The organism is Nonomuraea ceibae, from assembly GCF_019396325.1.
In the GTDB taxonomy this organism is placed as follows: domain Bacteria; phylum Actinomycetota; class Actinomycetes; order Streptosporangiales; family Streptosporangiaceae; genus Nonomuraea; species Nonomuraea ceibae.
The window spans coordinates 28,451-52,866 of record NZ_JAHKRO010000022.1 but is presented as its reverse complement, the minus strand read 5'-3'; the positions used below and the strand labels follow the sequence as shown (position 1 = coordinate 52,866).

The 24,416-nt window shown below is 72.8% G+C and carries 22 protein-coding genes; 8 read left to right on the top strand and 14 right to left on the bottom strand.

Features of this window, described 5'->3' with window-relative positions; translation table 11 throughout:
• Positions 1 to 9 precede the first annotated feature (9 nt).
• Positions 10 to 1,044: a hypothetical protein gene (locus KME80_RS17025; RefSeq protein ID WP_308125797.1), complete on the bottom strand. Its 1,035-nt coding sequence runs from the start codon at positions 1,042 to 1,044 to the stop codon at positions 10 to 12.
• Between the two features lie 7 nt (positions 1,045 to 1,051).
• Entirely contained in the window at positions 1,052 to 2,332 is a 1,281-nt protein-coding gene (locus KME80_RS17020) for an MATE family efflux transporter (RefSeq protein WP_219506303.1), read from the bottom strand.
• 50 nt (positions 2,333 to 2,382) lie between these two features.
• Between KME80_RS17020 and KME80_RS17015 the strand changes: the two genes are divergently transcribed.
• The gene (locus tag KME80_RS17015; RefSeq protein WP_219506302.1) at positions 2,383 to 3,351 is read left to right on the top strand and encodes an aldo/keto reductase; all 969 of its coding nucleotides are present in this window, start codon (positions 2,383 to 2,385) and stop codon (positions 3,349 to 3,351) included.
• 95 nt (positions 3,352 to 3,446) lie between these two features.
• Here KME80_RS17015 and thpR read toward each other — a convergent pair whose 3' ends face one another.
• The 4 genes from thpR to KME80_RS16995 all read right to left on the bottom strand — a co-directional run bounded on the left by thpR (position 3,447) and on the right by KME80_RS16995 (position 7,239).
• The gene (gene thpR / locus KME80_RS17010) at positions 3,447 to 4,004 is read right to left on the bottom strand and encodes an RNA 2',3'-cyclic phosphodiesterase (protein WP_219506300.1); all 558 of its coding nucleotides are present in this window, start codon (positions 4,002 to 4,004) and stop codon (positions 3,447 to 3,449) included.
• A 37-nt stretch (positions 4,005 to 4,041) separates the two neighbouring features.
• The gene (locus KME80_RS17005; protein WP_219506297.1) at positions 4,042 to 5,265 is read right to left on the bottom strand and encodes an MFS transporter; all 1,224 of its coding nucleotides are present in this window, start codon (positions 5,263 to 5,265) and stop codon (positions 4,042 to 4,044) included.
• A 23-nt stretch (positions 5,266 to 5,288) separates the two neighbouring features.
• Positions 5,289 to 5,681 (bottom strand): MarR family winged helix-turn-helix transcriptional regulator, encoded by a 393-nt coding sequence (locus KME80_RS17000; RefSeq protein ID WP_246645097.1) that lies wholly within the window; start codon positions 5,679 to 5,681, stop codon positions 5,289 to 5,291.
• Between the two features lie 178 nt (positions 5,682 to 5,859).
• A complete protein-coding gene (locus KME80_RS16995) occupies positions 5,860 to 7,239 on the bottom strand; it encodes an NCS2 family permease (RefSeq protein WP_219506295.1) in 1,380 nt (459 codons plus the stop codon).
• 142 nt (positions 7,240 to 7,381) lie between these two features.
• Here KME80_RS16995 and KME80_RS16990 point away from each other — a divergent pair, with 142 nt between their 5' ends.
• Together KME80_RS16990 and KME80_RS16985 are read left to right on the top strand one after the other, a co-directional pair.
• Positions 7,382 to 7,585 (top strand): DUF2530 domain-containing protein, encoded by a 204-nt coding sequence (locus KME80_RS16990; protein ID WP_219506294.1) that lies wholly within the window; start codon positions 7,382 to 7,384, stop codon positions 7,583 to 7,585.
• 92 nt (positions 7,586 to 7,677) lie between these two features.
• Positions 7,678 to 9,144, top strand: a complete 1,467-nt coding sequence (locus tag KME80_RS16985) for an alpha/beta hydrolase (protein ID WP_219506292.1) — start codon at positions 7,678 to 7,680, stop codon at positions 9,142 to 9,144.
• Positions 9,145 to 9,155: 11 nt separating this feature from the next.
• Here the strand turns inward: KME80_RS16985 and KME80_RS16980 are convergent, their stop codons facing one another.
• The 4 genes from KME80_RS16980 to KME80_RS16965 form a co-directional block, all read right to left on the bottom strand.
• Positions 9,156 to 10,448, bottom strand: coding sequence for an RNA polymerase sigma factor (locus KME80_RS16980; protein WP_219506289.1), 1,293 nt, complete (start codon positions 10,446 to 10,448; stop codon positions 9,156 to 9,158).
• A 5-nt stretch (positions 10,449 to 10,453) separates the two neighbouring features.
• Positions 10,454 to 10,801, bottom strand: a complete 348-nt coding sequence (locus KME80_RS16975; protein WP_219506287.1) for a YciI family protein — start codon at positions 10,799 to 10,801, stop codon at positions 10,454 to 10,456.
• 108 nt (positions 10,802 to 10,909) lie between these two features.
• Complete coding sequence (locus KME80_RS16970) at positions 10,910 to 13,951, bottom strand: sacsin N-terminal ATP-binding-like domain-containing protein (protein ID WP_219506285.1); 3,042 nt, start codon at positions 13,949 to 13,951, stop codon at positions 10,910 to 10,912.
• A 77-nt stretch (positions 13,952 to 14,028) separates the two neighbouring features.
• On the bottom strand, positions 14,029 to 14,829 hold the full coding sequence (locus KME80_RS16965) for a DUF3027 domain-containing protein (protein ID WP_219506284.1): 801 nt from the start codon (positions 14,827 to 14,829) through the stop codon (positions 14,029 to 14,031).
• 191 nt (positions 14,830 to 15,020) lie between these two features.
• Here KME80_RS16965 and KME80_RS16960 point away from each other — a divergent pair, with 191 nt between their 5' ends.
• Positions 15,021 to 16,526, top strand: a complete 1,506-nt coding sequence (locus tag KME80_RS16960) for an MFS transporter (RefSeq protein ID WP_219506281.1) — start codon at positions 15,021 to 15,023, stop codon at positions 16,524 to 16,526.
• Here KME80_RS16960 and KME80_RS16955 read toward each other — a convergent pair.
• Positions 16,523 to 16,918 (bottom strand): cold-shock protein, encoded by a 396-nt coding sequence (locus tag KME80_RS16955; protein ID WP_219506279.1) that lies wholly within the window; start codon positions 16,916 to 16,918, stop codon positions 16,523 to 16,525. The two genes, KME80_RS16960 and KME80_RS16955, sit on opposite strands and share 4 nt — an antisense overlap.
• A gap of 88 nt (positions 16,919 to 17,006) precedes the next feature.
• The gene (locus tag KME80_RS16950) at positions 17,007 to 17,615 is read right to left on the bottom strand and encodes an HAD family hydrolase (protein WP_308125796.1); all 609 of its coding nucleotides are present in this window, start codon (positions 17,613 to 17,615) and stop codon (positions 17,007 to 17,009) included.
• 111 nt (positions 17,616 to 17,726) lie between these two features.
• On the opposite strand from KME80_RS16950, the gene KME80_RS16945 reads away from it, so the two are divergent.
• On the top strand, positions 17,727 to 18,344 hold the full coding sequence (locus KME80_RS16945; protein WP_219506276.1) for a TetR/AcrR family transcriptional regulator: 618 nt from the start codon (positions 17,727 to 17,729) through the stop codon (positions 18,342 to 18,344).
• A 3-nt stretch (positions 18,345 to 18,347) separates the two neighbouring features.
• On the opposite strand, the gene KME80_RS16940 is transcribed toward KME80_RS16945, so the two are convergent.
• Positions 18,348 to 19,085, bottom strand: a complete 738-nt coding sequence (locus KME80_RS16940; protein ID WP_219506274.1) for a hypothetical protein — start codon at positions 19,083 to 19,085, stop codon at positions 18,348 to 18,350.
• A gap of 45 nt (positions 19,086 to 19,130) precedes the next feature.
• Here KME80_RS16940 and KME80_RS16935 point away from each other — a divergent pair, with 45 nt between their 5' ends.
• Positions 19,131 to 21,461 (top strand): helicase C-terminal domain-containing protein, encoded by a 2,331-nt coding sequence (locus tag KME80_RS16935; protein ID WP_219506273.1) that lies wholly within the window; start codon positions 19,131 to 19,133, stop codon positions 21,459 to 21,461.
• On the opposite strand, the gene KME80_RS16930 is transcribed toward KME80_RS16935, so the two are convergent.
• Positions 21,439 to 22,119, bottom strand: a complete 681-nt coding sequence (locus KME80_RS16930; RefSeq protein WP_219506271.1) for a hypothetical protein — start codon at positions 22,117 to 22,119, stop codon at positions 21,439 to 21,441. The two genes, KME80_RS16935 and KME80_RS16930, sit on opposite strands and share 23 nt — an antisense overlap.
• Before the next feature lie 403 nt (positions 22,120 to 22,522).
• On the opposite strand from KME80_RS16930, the gene KME80_RS16925 reads away from it, so the two are divergent.
• Positions 22,523 to 24,022 (top strand): class I adenylate-forming enzyme family protein, encoded by a 1,500-nt coding sequence (locus KME80_RS16925; protein WP_219506268.1) that lies wholly within the window; start codon positions 22,523 to 22,525, stop codon positions 24,020 to 24,022.
• A 26-nt stretch (positions 24,023 to 24,048) separates the two neighbouring features.
• Positions 24,049 to 24,414: a hypothetical protein gene (locus tag KME80_RS16920; RefSeq protein WP_219506267.1), complete on the top strand. Its 366-nt coding sequence runs from the start codon at positions 24,049 to 24,051 to the stop codon at positions 24,412 to 24,414.
• The last annotated feature ends 2 nt before the right edge of the window (positions 24,415 to 24,416 follow it).

Genomic DNA, 24,416 nt, shown 5'->3' with positions numbered 1-24,416 from the left:
GCGGCGGCGTCAGCGGGTGCGGCGGGCCAGGAAGGTGATGAAGCCGATCGCGACCGCCGCCGCCGCGAGCCAGATGAGCACGTCGCGCACGGTCAGCCCCGGAGAGGCCGCCGGGGCGTCTGCCGCGGCCCGGGTGCCCTCGGCCTCCGGCCGCCCGGCGGAGGGCGACGGCGGTTCGGCGGTGGGCGAGGGCGCGCCGGCCGCCGGGATCGGCACCTTGTGAACGGGGCTGTTCTCGCCCTCCGACCCGGTCAGCAGCGCCTTGCCGTCGCGCGTGTAGGCGATGGACTCGGCCTGCTCCAGGTCGGGCATCGACACCCGGGTCAACACCTCGCCCGAGGGCTTGTAGACGGTCGCCGAGAAGTAGGTGCGGATCACGTACGAGGAGCCGTCGGGGGCGTAGGCGGCGTCGGTGGCCATGATGGGCGCGGCGGCGACCTTGCGCAGGACGTTGACCCGCCCGGTGCGCAGCTTCTTCGGCGCCTCGTAGACGGACCCGCTGAACTCCTTGGAGACGACGTAGAGCCGCCCGGTCACCGGGTTGACCATGATGCCCTCGGCGTTGCGCCCGCCGCCCTCGTAGCGGAACCGGTAGCGGGTGGCGGGCAGGGTGGCGTCGGCCAGCGTGGCCGGCTCGGCGACCTTGTAGATGGAGACGTCGGGCCAGGCGCCGTCGAGGTTGTCGCCGATGTCGGCGAACCAGAGCACGCCGCGCCCGGTCTGGGGGTCGCGGGTGGCCGCCATGGCCTCCCAGTCGCGCGCCTCGGCGCCGCGCAGGCGGAAGGTGGCCCGGGTGCGGCCGTCGGGGCCGACGGCGTAGAACTCGGGCTGGGCGGCGCTGTCGTTGTGCGTGTAGTAGACGTCGTCGCGGGTCGGCGACAGGGCCAGCCCGCTGGACTCGGTGATCCGCGGGTCCTTGAACGTGAACAGCTTCTCCCCGTCGCGCGGCACGGGAGAGACGGCGGACACGTCGGACGCGGCGGCGGGGGCCGCGCAGGCGGCGAGCGCCGTCACCGCCACGGCGCAGGCTCGGATCAGGACCACGTCGCCATCATGCCGCAGCCCGGGCGGTGCCCACGCGAGCGCTGTGCCGGTGGAACCCCGCGCCCTGCAACGCCAGGAGAAGCGCGTTCCCGGTGGCCATCGCGGCCCACAGCCCGGTGACGCCCCAGGTGGCGGCCACCGGCACCGCCGCCAGCGCGAGCAGCCCGTAGCCGGCGGCGAAGTAGATCAGGCTGGCCCCGGACCGCTTGAGGGCGGTCAGCCCGAAGCCCTGCACGGCCTGGGCGGCGTCGGCCATCGAGGAGACGAGCATCAGCGGCATCAGCCCGAGCACCCGCGCCCGTACGCCGGGGTCGTCGCTGAACAGGCCGAGCAGCGGATCGCCGAGCGCCAGCAGCGCGAGCGCGGCCAGGGTGGTGCCGGCGACGGCGAGCAGCGCGGCGGTGCGGTTGGCGCGGCGCGCGGCGGCGGGCGTGGCGGCGCGGGCCACGTCCGGCACCGACGCCTGCGCCACGGCCAGCGAGGCCAGCATGGTGAAGCCGGTGAGCGTCGTCAGCACGGCGTGCGCGGCGGTGTCGCGGGTGCTGGTGGTGCTCGCGGCGAACGTGACGACACCGAGCGCGCCGAACTTGATCAGCACCGTGGCCGCCAGCGGGACGCTCACGCGGGCCAGCCTGGCGATCTCGCGCGGGCGCGGCCGTCCCCTGCCGATGCGGCAGCCGAGCGCGCGGCGCAGGCAGAGGTCGGCGACGGTGACGGAGGCGACGCCCGACAGCAGCCAGGCGACGCCGACGCCGGTGAGCCCGAGCCGGGGCACCAGCGTGACGGCGAGGACGACCATCACCGACGTGCCCGCGAGGCCCGCCCAGAGCACCGGCCGGCTGCGCCCGATGGCGACGAGCACCGACGTGGCGCCGCCCCCGGCCGCGAACACCAGCAGGTAGAGGGCCAGCAGCCAGGGCAGCGCGCCGAGCTCGGCCACCACCTCGCCGGGCACCCCGCTCACGCCCGCCAGCGCCGGGACGCCGAGCACGGCCAGCGCCCCGGCCGCCCCGACGAGCAGGCTGAGCCAGCGGGCGTCACGCAGGATCGGCAGCACGGTGTCGGGGTCGTCTCGGTGCGGCGCGACGAACGGCGCCAGCCCGCGCAGCGCCCCCGCGACGGCGGTGGAGGCCGGGGTGAGCACGGCGGTCATGACGGCGAAGGCGGCCAGCGTGACGGTCGCGTGGCGGCCGAGCACGGCGGTGACCACGAGCGTCCCCACCAGCCCGGTCACCATGGACAGGAACAGCGGCGCGGCGGCCTTGAACAGGCCGGTCACCGAACTCACGCGATCACCCTATGGCCTGGAGTCCACTCCAGGTATTTAGGGTTGAATCCATGGACTACGTGAACCTCGGTCGCAGTGGCCTCAAGGTCAGCCCGCTCTGCCTCGGCACGATGAACTTCGGGCCCGAGACCTCGGAGGACGACTCCTTCGCGATCATGGACAAGGCGCACGAACTGGGCATCAACTTCTTCGACACGGCCAACGTCTACGGCTGGGTCAAGGGCGAGGGCATCACCGAGCAGATCGTCGGCCGGTGGTTCGCGCAGGGCGGCGGACGCCGGGAGAAGACGGTCATCGCGACCAAGCTCTACGGCGACATGGGCGACTGGCCCAACGAGCGGGGGCTGTCGGCGCTGAACATCCGCCGCGCCTGCGACGCCTCGCTGCGGCGCATGCAGACCGACTACATCGACGTCTACCAGGCCCACCACATCGACCGGAACACCCCGTTCGAGGAGTTCTGGGAGGCCATGGAGATCCTGCGCCAGCAGGGCAAGATCCTGTACGTGGGCTCGTCCAACTTCGCCGGCTGGCACATCGCCAAGGCGCAGGAGACGGCGGCGCGGCGCGGCTCGTTCGGCCTGACCAGCGAGCAGAGCCACTACAACCTGCTGACCAGGGCGGTCGAGCTGGAGGTGCTGCCCGCCTGCCTCGACTACGGGATCGGCGTGATCCCGTGGAGCCCGCTGGGCGGCGGCCTGCTCGGCGGCGTGCTGCGCAAGCTGGACAAGGGTCGCTCGGCGAGCGAGCACATGGCCAAGGAGCTCGACAAGCACCGCGACAAGATCGTGGCGTACGAGAAGCTCTGTGACGAGCTGGGCGAGGACCCGGCGTACGTGGCGCTGGCCTGGCTGCTCGCGCAGCCCGCGGTCACCGCGCCGATCATCGGCCCGCGCACGCTGGCGCAGCTCGAAGGCACCATGCGCACGCTGGAGATCACGCTGGACGAGCAGACGCTGGCCCGCCTGGACGAGATCTTCCCCGGTCACCGCACGGCTCCCGAGGACTACGCCTGGTAGGTCAGGTCACCAGTGCGCCGACGATCACGATCAGCATCAGAAGGCCCAGCACGACGGGCAGCAGCCAGGAACGGGGACGGTCCACGCCCTGGAGCCTAGCCGCGCGGCGCGGGTGCCAGGTCCCATTCGTCGAGTGACTCGTACCTCACCTGCGCGCCGAGCTCGCTCTTGACGAGCCGTACGGTCTCCGCCCGCCAGGGCGAGCCGCTGAACCCGGACAGCGACTCGGCCAGCGGGCGGAGGTCCGTCTCGGCCTTGGCGCGGGCGAGCGTGAGATGCGGGTGGAACCGCTTCTCGTCGGTCTGCGAGGCGCCGGCCCGGCGGGCGCCCGCCTTGACCGAGTCGGCCAGCCGGTTCATCGGGTCGCCGGACAGGCCGGCCCAGAAGACCCGGGCCCGGCGCAGCGACGAGAACGCCCCGAAGCCGGTGAAGGCCAGGCGGGCGGCGGGATGGCGGGCGACGGCGCGGGCCAGCCGGGTGCGCAGGTCGGGCAGCGCCCGCTCGGGCACGTCACCGAAGAACGCCAGCGTGACGTGCCACGTGGCCCGGTCGGGCCAGCGCAGCTCCGGCACCTGCCCGACGTGCGGCGCGATCGCCCGCTCCAGCTCGTCGAGCACCTCGGCGGGCGGCACCACGGCCGCGAACAGTCTCATGCCCTCCGATTGTGCCCCCGCCGCCCGTCCCGCGCGGTCAGGCGGTGACCGTCGCGCGGCGGGCCAGCCGGTTGCGGATCAGGCGCGTCGCCAGCACCGCCAGCCCGGTGCCGACCAGCACGAGCGCGCCGGACAGCATGACGCCCGCCCGCGGCCCGGCCAGGTCCGACAGCCACCCGATCAGCGGCGCCCCCAGCGGCGCGCCGCCGGTGAACACCAGCATGTAGATGCCCATCACCCGGCCCCGCATCTCGGGCGAGGTGGCGAGCTGGACGCTGGCGTTGGCCGCCGTGTTGATGGTGATCAGCGCGATGCCGGTGGGCACCAGCAGCGCCAGGTAGGCCGGGTAGACCGGGGCCAGCCCGGTCGCGATCTGGAACAGCCCGAACCCGATCGCCCCGGCGAACAGCACCTTGCGTGACAACCTGACCCTGCGCGCGGCCAGCAGCGCCCCGCCGAGCGCCCCGACGGCGAACATGCTGGACGCCAGCCCGAACGAGGACGCCCCCGCGTCGAACACCTCGCGCGCCATGAGCGCTATCGACATGGAGAACGACTGCGAGAACATCGACACGAACGCGATCAGCAGGATCGGCATCAGCAGTTCCTCGCGCCGGATCACGTACTTCAGCCCCTCGCGGAGCTGCCCCTTGGCCCGGGGCACCGGGTCGGCCAGGTTCAGCTCCGACTTGCGCATGAAGGCCAGGCTGGAGATGACCGCGGCGAACGTGAGCGCGTTGATCAGGAAGATCGGGCCGGTCCCGCCGAGCAGGTAGATGAGCACGCCGGCCAGCGCCGGGCCGAGCACGCGGGCCAGGTTGAAGCTGGAGCTGTTGAGCGCGATCGCGTTGGGCAGGTCGCGCCTGCCGACCATCTCGACGACGAACGCCTGTCGCGCCGGCACCTCGACACAGGCGATGAGGCCGAGCGCGAACGCCATCACGTACACGTGCCACACCTGCGCGGTGCCCGTCATCGTGAGCACGCCGAGCGCGAGGGCGAGCACGGCCATCATGGACTGGGCGGTGATGAGGATGGGCCGCTTGGGGTAGCGGTCGGCGAGCACGCCGCCGAACATCCCGAACAGCAGCATCGGCAGGAACTGCAGGGCGGTGGCGGTGCCGAGCGCGGACGCGCTGCCCCCGGTCAGTTCGAGGATCAGCCAGTCCTGGGCGGTGCGCTGCAGCCAGCCGCCCACGTTGGACACGGCGCCGCCGACCGCGAACATGCGGTAATTGCGAATCTTGAGCGACCGGAACATCCCGGTCTTGGGTTGTTCAGGCTCTATATCCTGCTGAGCTTCTCCAGGATCGGCGCCGCCTGCCTGAGAATCGACCGCTCCTCGGGCGTGAGCTCCTTCAACTGCCTGGTCAGCCACGCCTCCTTGCGGCGGCGTTCCTCCTTCAGCAGCATCTGGCCGGCCTCGGTCACGGTCACGGTCACCTGGCGCCGGTCGGTCGGATGCGGGGTGCGGTGCAGCAGGCCGCGTTCCTCGAGCGCGGCGATCACGCGCGTCATCGAGGGCGGTTGCACCTTCTCGAGCTCGGCCAATTCGCCGGGGGTTATCGCGGAATGCCGTTCCACGGCGGCGAGGGTCGCGAACTGCGTGGGCGTCAGCGGGTGCGCCGCTCCCTGTCGTCGGAGTCGCCTGTTCAGCCTTGCGAGGGAGACGCGCAAAGCCGTAGCCAGTCCTGCGTCGCTGCGCAGGTTGATCTTGGGCTGCTGGGGTCTGGTTAGCACGAGTCATTACCTTTGCTAACTATACAGGAAGACAAGATATTTCTCCCAAACGGTGCGTGTCTCACTCCTTGATACCCCGGGGCCGCCCCGCCGAGCATGGCGGCCCCTTCCTTCGTCAGAGCCCGAGCAGAACCTTGATCGGCCCGAGCGCGAAGTACACCACGAACAGCCCGGCGACCGCCCACATCAGCGGGTGCAGCTCCTTCGCCTTGCCCCGCACGACCTTGATCAGCACGTAGCTGATGAAGCCGGCGCCGATGCCGTTGGAGATCGAGTACGTGAACGGCATGATGACGATGGTCAGGAACGCCGGGATGGCGATCTCGTACTCGGTCCAGTCGATCTCGCGGATCGCGGTCATCATCAGGAAGCCCACGATGACCAGGGCCGGCGCGGCGGCCTCGTACGGGATGACCGTGACGAGCGGCGCAAAGAAGATCGCGACCAGGAACAGCAGGCCGGTGACGACGCTGGCCAGGCCGGTGCGCGCGCCCTCGCCAACGCCCGCGGCCGACTCGATGTAGGTGGTGTTGGACGACACCGAGCCGGCGCCGCCCGCGACCGCGCCGAGCGAGTCGACGAGCAGGATCTCGCGGGTGCGCGGCAGCGTGCCGTCCTCCTGGACCAGCCCAGCCTGGCGGCCGACGCCGACCATCGTGCCCATCGTGTCGAAGAAGTCCGTGATGAGCAGCGTGAACACCAGCAGGACGACCAGCAGCACCGAGACCCGGCTGAACGCGCCGAACGGGTCGAACTCGGTGAAGAGCGTGAACACGTTGTGCAGCCCGAAGACCTGCTCGGGCACGGACGGCACGTTGAGCTGCCAGCCGCCGGGGTTGTCGGGGCCGAACGCGCCGGACTTGGTGATCAGCTCGACCACGATGGCCAGCACGGTGGTGCCCACGATGCCGATCAGGATCGCGCCGCGCACCTTCCGCGCCACCAGCACCGCCGTGGTCAGCAACCCGACGATGAACACGAAGATCGGCCACGACGTCAGGCTGCCGGCGATGCCCATCTCCAGCGGCGTCCCGGCGGCGCGGCGCACGAAGCCCGCGTCGACGAAGCCGATCAGCGCGATGAACAGGCCGATGCCCACGCTGATGGCCGTCTTGAGCTGGCCCGGGATGGCCTTGAACACCGCCACCCGCAACCCGGTCAGCACCAGGAGGCCGATGATGATCCCTTCGAGGAACACCAGGCCCATGGCCTCTTCCCAGGTCATCTGGGTGGCGATGTTGAAGGTGACGAAGGCGTTGAGCCCGAGCCCGGCGGCCATGGCGAACGGCACCTTGCCGATGACGCCCATGAGGATGGTCAGCACGCCGGCCACGAACGCGGTGCCCGCGGCGACGAGCGCCGTGTTGGGCGTCGTGCCGTCCCCGATGACCTGGCCCTCGACGTCGGTGCCGTTGGCGATGATGATCGGGTTCAGCACGACGATGTACGCCATGGTGAAGAACGTGGCCAAGCCGCCACGGATCTCCCGGGACATGGTCGAACCACGTGCGGTGATTGCGAAGTATCGATCGATTGCGTTACGAGTGTCACTCACGCGCGAAGAGTGACAGTCAACGGGTTTTGTGACAAATGCCGGTAATCGTATCGAGACCCGATTGGAAGCTAGGCTGGATCCCGTGACGCAGCAGTGGCACCCCGACCCCGAGCCGATCGAGACCAACGACACCGCGGCGATCGCCGCCGGCACCGGCCTGTGGGCGCTCGCCCTGGTCGCTCTGCTGATCTTCCGCCCCGCCCCCGAGAACACCTGGTGGATCTGGACCTGCGCCACCGGCGTCGGCTTCGGCCTGCTCGGCATGTGGATGGTCCGCAAACGCTGACATCTGTCACATCCGGCAGGTCCCGGATGTCATCGGCAACTGCTGTTACACGGCACTACCTGGGCAAAAGTGGCCGTACCATGCTGGATGCCATGAAGAAGTCCATGATTGCCCTGCTCCTGTGCGCCACCGCCGCCACCGCCTGCGGCACCGGCACCGAGCCGGCCGCCAAGAAGGAGGCCGGCCGCGACACCGGCACCGTCGCGTGGAGCCCGTGCACCGACCTGACCGGCGCCGACGGCAAGCCCATGGCCCCCGATCCCGCCGTCGAATGCGGCAAGGTCCCGGTGCCGCTCGACTACACCAAGCCCAGCGGCGACACGATCGACCTGGCGCTGATCCGCGTCAAGGCCACCGGCGACAAGCTCGGCTCCCTGGTCTTCAACTTCGGCGGCCCCGGCGGGTCCGGCGTCGACACGCTCGCCCTCGCCCGCCAGGCGTTCGCCGGCCTCGGCTCCTCCTACGACCTGGTCAGCTTCGACCCCCGCGGCGTCGACCGCAGCTCCGGCGTCAAGTGCGGCGGCCAGATCGACAAGCTCCTCCAGATGACCGGCGACGGCTCCGACCAGCTCGCCAAGGAGTTCGCCGCCGCCTGCGCGAAGGACTCCGCCAAGGTGCTGCCGCACGTCGGCACCGTCAACGCCGCCCAGGACCTCGACCGCCTCCGCGTCGCGCTCGGCGACGACAAGCTCAACTACTTCGGCCTCTCGTACGGGACACACCTCGGCGCCGTGTACGCCACCAAGTTCCCCGGCAACGTCGGCCGCTTCGTCCTCGACAGCGCCTACGACCCGTCCGTCACCTTCGAGGAGCGGGCCGTCATCCAGGCCACCGGCTTCGCCGACGCCTTCGACGCCTTCGCCGACGACTGCGTCGCCCAGGGCTGCGACCTCGGCAAGACCCCCGCCGCCGTGCAGCAGACCGTCGAGAAGCTCCTGGACGGCCTCAAGGCCAAGCCGCTCAAGGTCGGCGACCGCGAGCTCACCTACGGCCTCGCCCAGCTCTCGATCATCACCCCGCTGTACGCCAAGGCCACCTGGCCCATCCTGGAGCAGGGCGCCGCCGCGGCGCTCAAGGGCGACGGCGCCATGCTGCTCACGCTCGCCGACTCCTACACCGGCCGCAAGGACGACGGCACCTACTCGACCATGATGACCAGCCTCCAGGCGATCAACTGCGTCGACAGCGCCGAACGGCCCACCAAGGCCGAGACCGCCGCCATCAACGAGAAGGTCAGCAAGATCTTCCCCATCCTGGCCGCCGACGGCGCCAGCTCCGCCTGCGCCCACTGGCCCGTCGAGGGCACCGACGACGCCAAGCGCATCGATGCCACCGGCTCCGCGCCCATCATGGTGATCGGCGGCAAGGGCGACCCCGCCACCCCGTACCAGTGGGCGGTCTCCCTCACCGAGAAGCTCAAGACCGGCGTCCTGGTCACCTACGAGGGTGAAGGCCACGGCGCCTACCTGAGCGGCAGCACCTGCATCACCCGCGCGGTCGACTCCTACCTGCTCAAGGGCACGATGCCCGGCTCCGGCACCACCTGCCCCGCCGCCTGACCCCTCCCTGTCTACGAGCCGGCGTGCTCGACCTCCCGCAGTCTGCGGCGCAGGAGGGCGCGGTCGGGGGCGGTGCCCGCCAGGGCGAGCGCCTCGCGATAGGCAGCGGCGGCCTCGGCGTGGCGGCCGAGCCGATGCAGCAGGTCGGCCCGCGCCGCCGGGTAGGGGTGGTGGCCGCGCAGCAGCGGCTCCCCGGCCAGCTCGTCGAGCAGCGCCAGCCCGGCCCGGGGCCCGTCGCGCATCGCCACGGCGGCCGCCCGGTTCAGCGCCACCACCGGCGACGGCGTGAGCGCGAGCAGCACGTCGTACAGCGCCACGATCTGCGCCCAGTCGGTGGCGGCGACGTCGGCCGCCTCGTCGTGCAGGGCGGCGATGGCGGCCTGCACCCCGTACGGCCCCGGCGGGCCGCCGGTCAGCGCCACCGTCGCCAGGGCGGCCCCCTCCTCGATCATCGGCCGCTCCCAGCGCCCCCGGTCCTGCTCCTCCAGCAGCACCGGCTCCCCGCCGGGCCCGGTGCGGGCGTCACGCCGGGCGTGGACCAGCAGCATCAGGGCGAGCAGCCCGGCGACCTCCCGCTCGGCGGGCAGCAGCCGGCGCAGGATCCGGGCCAGCCGGATGGCCTCCTCGGCCAGGTCGAGCCGTTGCAGGAGCGGCCCCTCGCTGGCCGCGTAGCCCTCGGTGAAGATCGAGTAGATCACCTGGAGGACGCCGGGCAACCGCTGCGGCAGCTCGTCCACGTCCGGCGCCCGGAACGGGATGCGCGCCTCGCGGATCTTCTTCTTGGCCCGGGTGATGCGCTTGGCCATCGTCGGGGACGGCACCAGGAAGGCCCGCGCCACCTCGGACATGGTCAGCCCGGCCAGGCAGCGCAGCGTCAGCGCGGTCCGGTCCTCGGCGGCGAGCGCCGGGTGCGAGCAGGTGAAGAAGAGCTGCAGCCGCTCGTCGGGCAGGTCGTCGTCGAGCCCCGCGGCCGGGGCGGGCCCGGCCCGCTCGGCCTCGATCTGGAGGATGGCCAGCCGGGCCGCGTACGCCTGGTCGCGCCGCAGCCGGTCGACGGCCCGCCGCCGGGCGGTGGTCATCAGCCACGCGCCCGGCTTGGGCGGCACGCCGTCGACGGGCCAGCGCTCCAGCGCCGCCTCGATGGCCTCGGAGGTGACCTCCTCGGCCAGGTCGAGGTCGCCGAAGCGCCGGGCGAGCGCCGCCAGCAGCCGGCCGCGCTCCTCCCGGAACACCGCCTCCACCGACGCCACCGGCCCCAGCCCGCCCCCGCCAGGTCCGGCCGGGGAGCCGGTGCCCGCGCTCATGGGAGTCAGACCCCGAAGTCGGCGACCGGCCGGACCACCACGGAGCCGTCGCGCGCCCCCGGGCAGCGGGCCGCCCAGTCGAGGGCGGCGTCGAGGTCGGGCACGTCGATGACGTAGAAGCCGCCCAGCAGCTCCCGGGTCTCGGCGAACGGCCCGTCGGTCACGGTGCGCTCACCGTCGGCGCCGACCCTGACGGTCGTGGCGGTGACCAGGTCGGCCAGCGACTCCCCGGAGACCCAGATCCCGGCGTCCCGCACTTCCTTGTCGTAGGCCATCCAGTCCTCGGGCGTGCAGCCGGGGGCCTGGCCGCTGTCGTCGGCGGTGTTGGCCATGATCAGCATCATGTACTTCATGTTCGAACTCCTCGATGTCCCGTCGTGTCAGGTGCGGCAGGACCGCCGCATGCCATAACCACGAACGGGACACCGCCAGAAGGACACCTACCCGGAAAAACTTTCCGGCTACGACAGATCCGCCTCCGCCAGCAGCAGAGGAACGGCGGCCGGGTCGCGGAGCAGCGCGGCCACGGCGAGGCGGTCGTTCCACTGGCCGGTGGCCCAGGCGAGGCCGCGGGCCAGCCCGTCGACGCCGGTGCAGTGGACGGTGCCCTCGAAGAAGCGCCACGTGCACTCCGCGCCGTCGACCAGCAGCTTCTCGTGCTCGACGTACGTCTCGGGCGCCGTCGGCAGCAGGGAGCGCACCTGCGGCGGCACCGGCCGCGTCTCTCCGGACGAGGTGACCTCGCCGGAGGTCAGCTCGCCGGCGAGCGGCAGGTCGAGCAGCTCCGACAGCGACTCGGCCAGGTCGTACGGGGCCAGCACCAGCGGATGACGGGTCACCAGCTGGAGCAGGTCGGGGGCCTCGACCACGACGACGTCCTCGGCGTCGGCCACCACGATGTCGCCGCCGAGCACCGCCCGCAGCCTCGGCGGCGGCGCCACCCGGGACGGCTCGACCCCCGCCAGCGCGACCCACAGCGCCCGCAACTGGGCCCGGTCGACCACGATGGACTCGTCGGCCATCAGGTCGAGCAGCTCCTCCGGGCCGCCGTGGGAGTCGAGCAGCTCGGCCAGCGTGGTGCGCACGCCGAGCATCGCCAGCGCGCCTTCGTCCAGCCCGGCGGGCGCGTCACCGTAGAGGCCCTGGAGCAGCGGGTCGGCGCCCGGCAGCCGCAGCTCGCGCGGCTTGCGCCCGCCGAGCACCGGGTGGCCCGCCAGCCACCACGCGGTGTAGGAGGGCACCTCGACGCCCTCGACGCGCAGCGGGTGGAGCGCAGCGCGCAGCGGCGGCCTGGTCAGCAGCGTCAGCGCGGCCGGCCAGTCGGCCACCAGCTCCAGGTCGCGCACGGCGGCGAACTCCGGCACCACCGGCGGCACGTCCAGCTCGGGGAGCAGGTCGAGGACGTGGTCGAGCCATTCGTCCTCGCCGTCCAGGTCGTGGTCGCAGTCGTCGTGGTCGAGCAGCACGTCGGAGTCGTGCACGACGGCGAACCCGTCGAGCACCCCGGCGGCGGCCAGCACGCGCGGCCCGTAGGTCTCCTCCAGCTCGCCCGCGGCCACGCCGAGATGCGTGTCGGGCTCCAGCAGCCCGGCCAGCGCGCCGCCGGACAGCATCAGCTCACCGGCCGGGTAGAGCTCGCCGTCAGCGCCGCGCAGCGCCAGCGCGCCCAGCCACGGCGCCTCGCCGGGAGCCAGCCCGGCGGCCTCGACCAGCGACAGCACGGCACGCGCCACCGGCTCCGGGTCGGGGCTGTCGAGCGACTGGCCGACGGCGGCCTTGGTGAGCGGGTCTTCGAGGATGGTGCGCGGGCTCGCCTCGGCCGCGCCCAGCCGCAGCAGCACCGGGTGCGCGGCGTCGGGGTGCACGATCCGCAGCCCGAGCGGCGCCAGGTCCAGCCCCGCGTCGAGGCGTACGGAGCCGGGCTCCAGGATGAGCGTGCCGCGTGGGCCGCGCACCAGGCGGCCGTCAGTCAGCGGGACGGGCAGAGCGCCGAGCGACTCGGGGTCGTCGGCCGGCAGCACGTCGTAGAGGGAGCGCCACCACGACGGCTCCCTGCCCTCGACGGCCTCGCCCGACAGCAGGTCGACCACGTCGGCGAGCTCCACGCGGCGCACGCCGAGCGAGGCCATCGCCGGATGGCGGGCGGGCCAGCCGGCGGGCAGCAGCCCGGGCACGAAGTCGGCGACGGCCGCCAGCAGCTCGCCGGACCCGGCGACCACGGCGGCCTCCTTGCCCGCGACCACCCAGCCGTCGGCGCCGGGCTCCTGCGCCGGGTGCTCGACCTGCCACTCGGCGTCGGGCTCGTAGACCTCGGCGTCGGCGAACGACGGCGTCTGCACGGCGGGCGCCGGGGCGGACAGCGCGGGCAGCAGCGGCGTGCCAGGCAGCCGCCGCAGCACGGCCCGCCGGATGCGGGCGTCGAGCTCGCCCTTGCCCATCAGCGCGGGCACCAGGTCGAGCAGCTTCGGGGTGCGCGGCAGCTCGCGCATCAGCCGGACGTAGGCGTCGGCGACCCGCTCGACCAGGAAGTCGGTCAGCGGCCCCGGCGCCACGTGACGCCGGTCGGTGGCCATCGGGAACGACGCGATGAGCAGCGCCGGCAGGTCGAGCGGCTCGTCGCTGGGCGTGGGCGCGTGCACGACCGGGGGCACCGTCGCGGGCGGCGCGGCGGGCTCGCCGCCGGCCGTGAGCGGCACCGCCCAGCGAACCGACCAGAACGGCCGGGCCCGCTCCTCGGTGGGACGGTCGGCGAACAGCTCGGCCACCTCGTCAGGGCCGAACTCACCGGAATCGGACACCACGTGCCAGCCGTCGGCCGACACCGTCCGGACCGTGCCGTCGAGGTCGATCTCGATGGCCGCCAGGGCCGGCATGCCGAGCGGGAGCGCCGGGCTCGTCTCCTCCAGCATGCGGCGCACCGCCACGGCCGACGCCTCGTCACGCAGCGGGAGCCGTACGAGCGTGTCGAAGCCCTCGGGGACGTCGAGCGGGTCGGCGGCGAACGGCAGGCGCAGCAGCGGCACGTGCCCGGAGCGCGAGGCGAGCTCGCCCGCGAGCTCCGGCACCGCGCCCACCAGCGCGGCCGTCTCGGCGCGCGACCAACGGACGGCGCCCGTCTCACGCGAGCCGATGGCGGGCTCGTCGCAGACGGACACCACGGCGGCGAACCCGACGCCGAACCGACCGGCCGCGCCCGCCTCGTCACGCTTGCCGGAGACGCGCAGCGTGGACAGGCCCTCCACGCCGGTCGCGTCCAGCGGCGCGCCGGTGTTGGCGGCCGTCAGCACGCTGCCGCGCAACGTCAGCCGGAGCACCCCTGGCACGCCTGCCCGCAGCGCCGCGTCGGCGGCGTTCTGCGCCAGCTCCACGATCAGCCGGTCGCGGTAGCCGCCGAGGGCGAAGTCCTCCTCGGCGTTGGCGTCCTCGCGGAACCTGGCGGGCGAGGCCGTCCACGCGGCGAGCACGGCGGCTCGCATCCGGTCGGCGCCAAAGGTGTCGGTCATCGATCACGATCCCGGGGTAGAGAGTTGGGGGCCACCGTAGGCTAGCGGCCCGCGCCGACACTCCCCGCCAGAAACGATCAGGAGTGACCGAGCTCCTCGGAGGCGGATTCGTCGACCGAGCCGGCCTCTTCCTCCATCAGGTCGTAGCCCAGGTCGTCGAGGATGGGCGTGGCCTGCTCCACGGGCGGCGGCATGACCGCGGCCTCGGAATGAGCGCCGCAGCCGTGGTCGGCGGCCACCACCTTGCCGTCGTCGGGCGCGTACTCATTGGCGCACACCCCGAACGTGCGCCGGAGCCCACCCGCGAGCGGCCAGTAGAAGCCGCAGGTGGAGCACTGCGCGGGCGCGGCGTGTGCGATCGGAGTGTGCGGCCCGTGCTCGCCCGAGTGCCAGCGTCTGGCCGCCCGGTCCTTGCCGACGGCCGAGAGCACACGTGCCCGGCCCAGGCCGTACTCGAAAATCATCTGGTGTTCGACGTCGTCGTCGGTCTCGGTGAAGCCCGGCTCCAGCCTGTCGTCGTCCTCGGCGGTCGGCAGCAGGTCGCCCACGCCGAGGTCGCCGGGCCGCAGCCGCTCGCTCCACGGCAGCCACTCGGGCGCCAGCAGCGCGCCGGCGCCGGGCAGCAGGACGGCCTCGCTGACCGTGACCTTCTTCGCCCGCGAGGCGCGGGTGACGGTCACGGCCCAGCGCCAGCCCCGATAGGCGCGGTCGAGGCAGGCGAAGTAATGGGTGACGATCCGGTCGCCCTCGCTCTCGAAACCGAGGTGCTCGCCCGGCTCGCCCGGACGCGCCAGCTCCTCGGCCGCGGTGCGCGCCAGATCGACGGCGGCGACACAGGCCTGGTCGGGGGCGGAGACGCGGGTCCTGGCACGGGTCATCGGCCCGCCTCCGCCGAAAGGTGCTGTTCGCTCACACTTCATTCTCACCCATGCCCGGACCTCTCGGGGCCGACTGACGCGGATCCGGGCACGAGTTCCGCGCCCACCAGGACCCCGAGCGGGTGGGAGGGGACCCTTGTGGAGGGGATCCGGCGCGGAGATCGCCAAGGAATCGGGTAAGACTGGTAGGCGTGGAGGGAGGCTGGGAGCGAGCACGGGAGATCTCGCGGCGCGTGGGGCGCGGCGTCGCCGGCGCGGGCCGTGCGACCGCGCGCGCCGCGAAGGCGACCGCGGGCGGCACCGCGCGAGCCGGCCGGGCCACCGCGGGCGGGGCGCGCAAGGTCGGCCGGGCCACCCGGCGGCTCACCCACGCCAACGGCGCCGACCGCACCGGCCTGGGCCGCCTGATCGAGCTCACCGCCGGGCACAGCGCGGGTGACACGCTCGTCACGGTCGCGCTGGCCAGCACCGTGTTCTTCGGGCTCCCGGTCGGCGAGGCGCGCGGGCCCGTCGCCCTCTACCTGGTCATCACGATGCTGCCGTTCGCGCTGCTGGCGCCGTTCGTGGGGCCGATCCTGGACCGCTTCAGGTCCGGCCGCCGCTACGTGATGGCCGGCACGCTGTTCGGCCGCGGGCTGCTGTGCTTCGCGATGGCGGCGGCGGTGGGCCCGCAGGACCTGCCGACGCTGTTCGCCGGGGCGCTGGGCGTGCTCGTGCTGTCGAAGGCCTACAACGTGTCCCGCGCGGCGATCATGCCGAGCGTGCTGCCCGCCGACATCACGCTCGTCTCGGCCAACGCGCGGGTGGCGCTGTTCTCGCTGGTGACGGCGGGCGTGATGGTGCCGGTCGGCGCGGGCCTGACCGCGTGGCTGGGCAGCGCCGCGATCCTGCGGGTGGCGATGGTCGCGTTCCTGGTGGCGGGGGTCTTCGCCGTACGGCTGCCGCGCCACGTGGATTCGCCGGACCTGGAGGAGGAGACGCCGGCGGAGGGCCGGGCGCCGCGCTGGCGGACGCTGTTCAACGTGGGCCCGGCGGTGGCCGAGGCCGTGTGGGCGAACGTGGCCATCCGGCTGTTCTCCGGGTTCCTGCTGTTCTTCCTGCTGTTCCTGGTGCAGGACGGCGGGGTGCCGTGGCTGGCGGAGCCCGACCCGTTCTTCGACGTGCCGAAGACGATCGCGGTGCTGGCGGCGGCGGCCGGGCTGGGCGGCCTGATCGGGGCGGTGGTGGCCAACTGGGCGCGCAACCACGCTCCGGGCGCGCTCGTGCTCGTCACGCTGGCGCTGACGGTGGTCACCATGATCGTGTCGGCGGTGTTCTTCGGCCTGTGGGCGGCGGTCGCGATCTCGCTGGTCACCGCGTTCGCCCAGGAGCTGGGCAAGCTGGCCCTCGACGCGATCGTGCAGCGGGAGATCGGCGAGGAGATGCGCTCGTCCACGTTCGGCGTGGTCGAGGCGATGCTGCAGCTCGCCTGGGTGTTCGGCGGGCTGGTGGGGCTGGTCCTGTCGCTGACCGAGAGCAGCACGGCGGGCCTGGTCACGCTGGCCGTGACGCTGACCGCCGTGCTCGGCTGGCTGGTGGTGACCCGGCGCCGCCGCGTCCGGGCCGCCAAGCGGGCGGTCCGGGTCCGGCATCCCGAGCCGGAGCCGCGGACCGAGCCGCTCGACAGGACCAAGCCGCTGACGAACCCGAACGGCTAGGCGTCCAGGTCGTCGGCGACCGCCCGCAACACCTGCGCGATCTTCTTGGCGTGGGCCGCCTCGGGATGCTTGCCACGCTGGTAGGAGGTGGACACGCCGTCGAGCAACTTGATCAGGTCCTCGACGATGACCACCATCTCGTCCGGCTTCTTGCGCTTGCCCTTGGGCTTGGTCTTGGCCAGGGTCGGCGGCTGGTCGAGAATGCGCACCGAGAGCGCCTGCTGACCGCGGCGGCCCTCGGCGACGCCGAACTCGACTTTCTGCCCCGGCTTGAGTGGCCCGGCATTGGCAGGAAGCGCGGAGGAATGCACGAAGACCTCACCGCCGTCGTCGCGGGTGAGGAAGCCGAAACCCTTGTCGGCGTCGTACCACTTGACCTTGCCACTCGGCACAGGAGGACCTCGTTCAAACAGTCGTGATAGGGATGGACGTAGGTTATGCCCCGTAGAGCGACGGGGCGACCGGGTAAATGCCGATGAATTACACGAGTTCGGCGTGCGGGCGCCATCCGGCGAACCAGGTGGCGAATTCCGTCAGGTCGCCCAGGGCGACATCGGCGCCGTGCTCGCGCAGCTCTCCCGCGCTGTAGGGGCCGGTCGCGACCGTGACGCTGAACGCGCCTCCGGCCCGCGCCGCCGCGATGTCCGCCACATGGTCACCAACATAAGCCGCCGCGCCGAACCTCGCGAGCGCCGTTCCCTTGGCCGCGCCGAAGACGGAACCGGCCACCTCGTCGACGTCCAGCCCGAGGTGCCGCACGGTGCTGGTGGCGTCGCGCTCGTTCTTGCCGGTCACCACGATGACGCGGCCGCCGCCCGCGCGCACGCTCTCGATCGCCTCGTGCGCCCCTTCCATCGCCACGTGCGAGGGCACGCCGACGTCCTGGTAGATCTCCCGGTAGAGGTCGGCCGCGGCCGGGATCTCCTCCGGCGGCAGCCAGTAGGCCAGCTCCTGTTCGAGCGGCGGGCCGAGCCGCGTGACGACCAACGCGCTGTCGATCGGGACGCCGAGCCGCGAGGAGAGCTCGTCGTAGACCGCCGCGATCCCCGCTCGCGTATCAGCCAGTGTCATGTCCAGATCAAAACCCACCGATGTCGCCACATGTGAAGGATGCCAAAGAACGGGGTGATACGTGTAACGGCGGTTGTTGTGGGACCGTAGGAAAGGAATTACTTATCTGCCGGAGGTAGCGGGAAACAGATGGCCACGAGCACGCGTGAGCGGATCATCGACGAGTCGTTGCGGCTGTTCGCCGAGCGCGGCTACGCCGCCACGTCCGTCGCCGAGATCGAGGCCGCCGCCGGGCTCTCCCCCGGCGCGGGCGGCCTCTACCGGCACTTCAAGTCCAAGTACGAGGTGCTGGCCGCGGCGATCAACGAGCACGCGGCCAGGACGAGCGGCCAGATCGCCGAGAGCCTGGCCGAGCTGAACGGCATGGAGTCCTCGGCCGGCCTGGAGGAGCGGCTGTCGCTGCTGTGCCGGGCGGGGCTGGCCAAGGTGCGCGAGGAGTCGGAGCTGACCCGGGTCTTCTTCCGCGACCTCAGCCAGTTCCCCGAGCTGGTGGCGGTGGTGCGGCAGGGGCTGTTGCAGCCGATGTTCGACGCGATCGTCAGCTGGTTCGAGACCCAGCCGGAGTATCGCGACGTCAAGCTCGACTGGGCGGGCATCGCCGCCGTCCTGGGCGGGTCGGTCGTGCAGTACCGGCTGTTCCAGGAGACGGTGGGCGAGACGCCGGGCCATGCCGAGAAGGACCAGTTCGTCGCGGCCTGGGTGCGGCTGGCGGCGGGCCTGACGCCCACCCCCGCGCCCGTCACCTGAGGCTCAGTCGCGGTCGAGCAGCCGGAGGAACAGCCAGCACACCCCCGCCCCGGCGCCGATCATGAACATGATCCCGCTGGTGTTGAAGAACTCCCGCACGAACGCCTCCAGCCCCGGCCGGTCGCCGACCCGCAGGCCGCCCACGACCACGCCGCCCGCCGTGTAGCCGAGCATCGGCGCACCGGCGCCGATCAGCCGGTCGCGCAGCGTCCAGGTCTCGCTGGACATCACCAGCGCCGCCGCCACCCCCCAGGCGATCGCCGGCGGCCGGAAGATCGCGACGGCCGGCAGGTCGAACGGCACCAGCAGCGCGGCCACCACCAGGACCACCAGGGCGGCGGCCTCGCGCGGACGGTCCTTGACCACGGTCCTGGTCACGGTCCTGGCCGCGCGCCGGTAGTGCGCCACGCCCGGCGGCACGGCGTCGTCCACGGCCCTGGGGAAGGCCGCCGTCGTGCCGGACCGCGCGGCTCCCGTACCCGCTCCAGGCGAGGCCGGGGACGGCGCGGAGGCGTCCGCCAGGCGGCGCGCCTCGCGCTCCACCAGCGCCGCCGGATCGCCGAACCGGGCCAGCACCCTGGCCACGTCGCGGGCGTTCTGGCTGCCGCCGCGCTCCTCCTCGATGCGGGCGCGCAGCCGCCTGGTGAAGTCGAGCCGCTGCTCCGGCCTCAGCACGCCGTACGCCGCGTCAGCGGCCTTGCTGACGTAGTTGAGTATGAGCTGGTCCGCTCGCTCCATCACGCCAAGCAATGCTGCCTCAACGAGCAGGGACATACCATGGCAACGATGGAGTTCACGGAGTGGATCAGGGGGCGTTCCGACGAGGAGCTGCGGGCGCTGGTGTCAGCGCGCCCCGAGCTGATCACCCCGGTGCCGGCCCACCTGGAGGGTCTGGCCTCCCGGGCGGGCAGCCCGTCGGCGATCGCCAGGGTGCTCGACCGGCTCGACCGGTTCCGGCTCGCCGTCGTCGAGACGCTCGCCGTACAACCGGGCCCGATCAGGAAGACGGCGCTGCGCGAGCTGATCGGCGGCGCGCTGGCGGCGGGCAAGCCCGAGCCCGCGCTGACCGCCGCGCTCGACCACCTGCGCGGCCTGGCACTCGTGTACGGGCCCGACTCGGCGCTCGACCTGGCCCCGGGCGTGCGCAAGGCGCTCGACGACCCGGCCGGGCTGGGTCCGACGGCCGAGGCGGCGTTCCGGCACCATCCGCCGGAGCAGCTCGACGAGATGGCCGACGACATCGCGCCCGGCACCGAGGGGCCGGGCCGCGAGCGGCTGGCCGCCGTGCTGGCCGAGCCCGCCGCCCTGGTCGAGGCCGTCTCGCCGGAGGCCAGGGCCGCGCTCGACCAGCTCGCCTGGGGGCCGCCGACCGGCCGGGTGCCCAACGCCAGGCGCGAGGTGCGCATCGGCTCGGCCCGCTCGCCCATCGAGCAGTTGCTGGCGCGCGGCCTGCTGGCGGCGACCGGCGAGGAGAGCGTGGTCCTGCCCCGCGAGGTGGGCCTCTACCTGCGCGGCGGGCGCGTGCACCGCGACCTGCTGGCCGTGCCGCCCGCGCTCGACGGCGCCGCCCGTGACCCGAAGCTGAGCGACGGCACCGCGGCCGGGCAGGCGTTCATGTTCGTCCGGGCGGTCGAGGAGCTGTGCGAGCGGTGGAGCATCGACCCGCCGGGCGTGCTGCGCACCGGCGGCCTCGGCGTGCGTGACATGAAGCGCACCGCCACCGAGCTCGACCTGCCCGAGTGGGCGGCGGCGCTGGTCGTGGAGGTCGCCCACGCGGCCGGGCTGGTCGCGGCGGGCGGCAACGTCGACGGCGAGTGGCTGCCCACGCCCGGCTACGACCTGTGGCGGGTCAGGGGCACCGCCGAACGGTGGGTGACGCTGGCCTCGACCTGGCTGCACATGGACCGGGTGCCCGGCCTCGTCGGCGAGCGCGACGACCGGGACCGGCCGCTCAACGCCCTGCACACCGATCTGCGCCGCTCGTCGGCCCCGGCCGTACGGGCCGCCACGCTCGGCGTGCTCGCCGCCGCGCCCGGCCTGGCGCCCTCGCGCGACTCCGTGCTCGAACGCCTCGCCTGGGAGCAGCCGCGCCGCCGGGGGCCGCTGCGCGAGCAGCTCACCGAGTTCGCGCTGCGCGAGGCCGAGCAGCTCGGGCTGACCGGGCTGGGCGCGCTGTCCGGCCACGGCCGGGCCCTGCTCACCGGCGACGACCCCGCCTCGGCGCTGGCCCCGCTGCTGCCCGAGCCGGTCGACCACGTGCTGCTCCAGGCCGACCTCACCGCCGTCGCCCCCGGCCCGCTCACCAGCGAGCTCAACCGGTGGATGACGCTCGCCGCCGACGTCGAGTCCAAGGGCGGCGCGACGGTCTACCGGTTCGCCGAGAGCTCCATCCGGCGGGCCCTGGACGCCGGGCAGGCGGCCGAGGATCTGCTGGCCATGCTCGAACGCCACTCCGCCACCCCGGTCCCGCAGGCGCTGTCCTACCTGGTGACCGACGTGGCCCGGCGGCACGGGCGGATGCGGGTCGGCACGGCCAGCGCGTACGTCCGCTGTGACGACCCGGCGCTGCTCGACCAGCTCACCGCCGACCGCCGCTCGGCCGCCCTGCGGCTGCGCCGCCTGGCGCCCACCGTGATCGCCTCCCGCTCGTCGCGGGCGGCCCTGGTCGACTCGCTGCGCGCCATGGGGTACGCGCCGGTCCCCGAGTCGCTCGACGGCGACGTGATCATCACCCAGCTCGACAGCCGGCGCACCGAGGGCGGCCCGCCCGTCCGCCCGCTGAGCTCACCCAACGGCCTCGACCCCGAGGTGGCGGTGGCGGCCGTCCGCGCCCTGCGCGCCGGTGACGCGGCCCACCTGGCGCGCCGCGAGCCCGTCGACTCCCCCGGCGGCCAGCTCCCCCGCACCCCGGCCACGGCGACGATCTCCGCCCTCCAGGACGCGATCCGGCAGGGCGTGCGGGTGTGGATCGGCTACCTCGACTCCCAGGGCAACGCGACCTCCCGCATCCTGGAGCCGGCGCGCATGGAGGGCGGCTATCTGACCGCCTACGACGAGACGAGGGCGGCGGTGCACCGGTTCGCGCTGCACCGGATCACCGGGGTCTCGGGGATCTGACGTCGGCCGGCCCGGCGGGGACGAGCTCGGCGATCGGGGTGTCCAGGCGGGTCACCTGGGTCGCGAGCGCGACGATGGCGGCCGGTGAGGTGAGGGTGGCGGCGTGGTCACGGCCCGCCGCGAGGTCGGCCGCGCATCGGTGCGGCGGCGTGCCGAAGGTCGCCAGGCAGAGGTCGTAGAGGTCGCCTCCCGGCGGCGGCGCCCAGGGATGCTGCAGGTCGGTGGGGTGTGTGTGGGTGACGACGAGATACGCGCCGATCTCGGCCAGGGCGCGGGCCAGCGGGGTGAGCGGCTGCCCGGCGTGCGGCCAGTCGGGCAGCAGGTAGGCGCGGCCGGGGTCGAACGGCATCCGCGCGAGCAGGTCGGGCACGGTCGTGGCGGGCGACAGGATGGTGATGCTGCCCTCGGCCAGCGGCATCCGCGACAACAGGGCGATGGCGCCCAGCCGCCTGCCGGTCGCCTCGGGGCCGACCAGCGCGAGGAGGTGGCGTTCGGCCAGGCGGCGCACCGCGGGCGGGAAGCAGGCGGGCTCCAGGTAGGTGCGCAGCAGGTGCGCCACGTCGCAGGGCGTCAGCCGGGCGGCCGTCACGTCTGTGAGCGGCGGGAATCCGTCGGCGAGCGTCGTTTCGCCCTGGCGGGGTTCGGTGTCGTTCGTCACTGGACACCTCTGGAACTTTCACGGAAAGTCGCGACCGGTGCGGCGGTGTAATTTTCCTTCGTCAGTAATCGCGGGCCAACGGATTGTTCCGGTTTCCCGTCGGAGGGGCGTGACCAGGCACCTTCGGCGGCGGATGGGTGCTGGACCATGTCGATCATGCTCTCCCTTGCTCGGGACAGTCAGGGTTTGACAAGTACAGAGTTGCCTACCTGCGCCACATTATCCCCATAAGTCACCTCAAAAGTGGATCGGGCCCCCACTGGGCACAGGAATCACGCCAGAGGCGGATTTATGCTTATTTAAGGGCAGGCGGACCGCACTCCACAATGACCAGTCAGGAAAGCCGTCCGGTCGATGCGGACAGGGTTGACTCCATGCCGAGGCGCGCAGCAAGTTGGGACCTGTGACCGAGCAAACGCTGGGCCGGTTGGCCGAAGAGTCCTGGAACCGGTTCGAGGACTACGACTCGCTGTTCTACGAGGGGAACTGGCACCGCAGCCACAGCCTGGCCGAGCGGGCCAGGAAGGTCTGCGGCGGCTTAGTGGCGGCCGGGATCCGGCCCGGCGACCGGGTCGTCGTCATGATGGCCACCTCGCCCGACGTGCCCGTCGTCTGCCAGGCGCTGTGGGCCGCCGGGGCGGTGGTGACGCCGGTCGTGTTCCTCGTCGGAGCCGCCGAGCTGCGCCACATCGTGCGCGACAGCGGCGCCCGCGCGATCGTCACCTCCCCCGAGCTCCTGCCCACCGTCGAGGCAGCCGAGGTGGACGTACCCATCCATGTCGGCACCGCCGAGCTCGAACGCGCGGCCGAGCACGGGCCGGTGCGGCGCGACCCCGGAGACCTCGCCGCGCTCATGTACACGGGCGGCACCACCGGCCGGGCCAAGGGCGTGATGCTCAGCCACGCGGGCCTGTGGCAGGTGGCCAAGGCTTCCTACGACATGTCACACCAGCCCGGGATCAACCGCGCCATCGTCCCCGTCCCGCTCTCCCACGCCTACGGGCTGATCGTCACCGTCGCCGGGATGCACGCCACCGAGCCGCCCCAGGCCGTGCTCATGCGCTGGTTCGACCCTGGGCTGTTCCTGCGGCTGGCCGCAGAGGAGCGCGTGCAGTACGGCACCGTGGTGCCCGCCATGCTGCGGATGCTGCTGGCCGAGCCGCTGGAGGAGCACCCGCTGCCCGACCTGGCCTTCCTCACCTGCGGCGCGGCGCCGCTCGGCCGCGAGACGCTGGCGGAGTTCGAGCGCCGGATGCCCGGCGTGCGCGTCCTGGAGGGCTACGGGCTGACCGAGACCAGCGCCGTCACCACCTTCAACCCGCCGGACCGGCCCAAGGCCGGCAGCGCCGGGCTGCCCCTGCCCGGCTACACGATCACGATCCGCGACACGGACGGCGAGGCCGTCGAGCCCGGCGACGTGGGCGAGATCTGCGTGGCCGGCGAGGCGCTGATGCTCGGCTACTGGGGCGAGCACGAGCCCGACCCCGACGGCACCGCGCTGGCCGGCGGCGAGCTGCGCACCGGCGACCTCGGCTGCGTGGACGACGACGGCTACCTGTACGTGGTCGACCGGAAGAAGGACCTGATCATCCGGGGCGGCTTCAACGTCTTCCCGCGCGACGTCGAGGACGCCCTGAACGCCCACCCCGACGTGGTCATGTCCGGCGTCGTCGGCCGGCCGGACCCGCGCCACGGCGAGGAGGTCGTGGCCTTCGTCCAGCTCGGGCCGGGCGCGACGGCGACCGCCGACGAGCTGATCACCTGGGCCCGCGACCGGGTCGGCCGGGTCAAGTATCCGCGCGAGATCACGTTCGTCGACGCCATCCCCGTCACCAGCGTGCTCAAGCTGGACCGCAAGGCCCTGAGGGCCCGCATTCGGGCAGGGCACCTGACCAATCCGTGATAAATGTTGACCGGACAGGAGGTGGCATGAGCCAGCAGGATCAGCCCGGCGGCTATCCGTACCAGCCCTACGGCGCAGACTACGGCTCGCAGCCACCTCCCGAATACGGCTATGGCTATGGCTACGGCTATCCACCGCCGCCTCCGCGCAACCAGCCCAGCGCCAACGCGATCGTCTCCCTCGTCCTCAACCTGCTGGCCGTGGTGAGCTGCTGCAACCTGCTCGGCATCCCCGGCGCGATCCTGGCCGGCCTGTCGATGCGGGCCTCGGCCTCCCCCGAGTCCGCCCGGTCCATGGTCGTGTGGAGCTGGGTGCTGTTCGGGGCCGGGTTCGTGCTGACCGTCGGCCTGTTCGTCTTCCTCGGCGTCAACGGCTATCTAGAGGACGACTAGCC

Coding starts and splice junctions, on each gene's coding strand:
- KME80_RS16980 (WP_219506289.1), bottom strand. CDS start 10,448: ATGAGCGCGGGCACCGGCTCCCCGGCCGGACCTGGCGGGGGCGGGCTG.
- KME80_RS17015 (WP_219506302.1), top strand. CDS start 2,383: ATGGACTACGTGAACCTCGGTCGCAGTGGCCTCAAGGTCAGCCCGCTC.
- KME80_RS16975 (WP_219506287.1), bottom strand. CDS start 10,801: ATGAAGTACATGATGCTGATCATGGCCAACACCGCCGACGACAGCGGC.
- KME80_RS17005 (WP_219506297.1), bottom strand. CDS start 5,265: ATGTTCCGGTCGCTCAAGATTCGCAATTACCGCATGTTCGCGGTCGGC.
- KME80_RS16970 (WP_219506285.1), bottom strand. CDS start 13,951: ATGACCGACACCTTTGGCGCCGACCGGATGCGAGCCGCCGTGCTCGCC.
- thpR (WP_219506300.1), bottom strand. CDS start 4,004: ATGAGACTGTTCGCGGCCGTGGTGCCGCCCGCCGAGGTGCTCGACGAG.
- KME80_RS16935 (WP_219506273.1), top strand. CDS start 19,131: ATGGAGTTCACGGAGTGGATCAGGGGGCGTTCCGACGAGGAGCTGCGG.
- KME80_RS16965 (WP_219506284.1), bottom strand. CDS start 14,829: ATGACCCGTGCCAGGACCCGCGTCTCCGCCCCCGACCAGGCCTGTGTC.
- KME80_RS16920 (WP_219506267.1), top strand. CDS start 24,049: ATGAGCCAGCAGGATCAGCCCGGCGGCTATCCGTACCAGCCCTACGGC.
- KME80_RS16995 (WP_219506295.1), bottom strand. CDS start 7,239: ATGTCCCGGGAGATCCGTGGCGGCTTGGCCACGTTCTTCACCATGGCG.
- KME80_RS16945 (WP_219506276.1), top strand. CDS start 17,727: ATGGCCACGAGCACGCGTGAGCGGATCATCGACGAGTCGTTGCGGCTG.
- KME80_RS16985 (WP_219506292.1), top strand. CDS start 7,678: ATGAAGAAGTCCATGATTGCCCTGCTCCTGTGCGCCACCGCCGCCACC.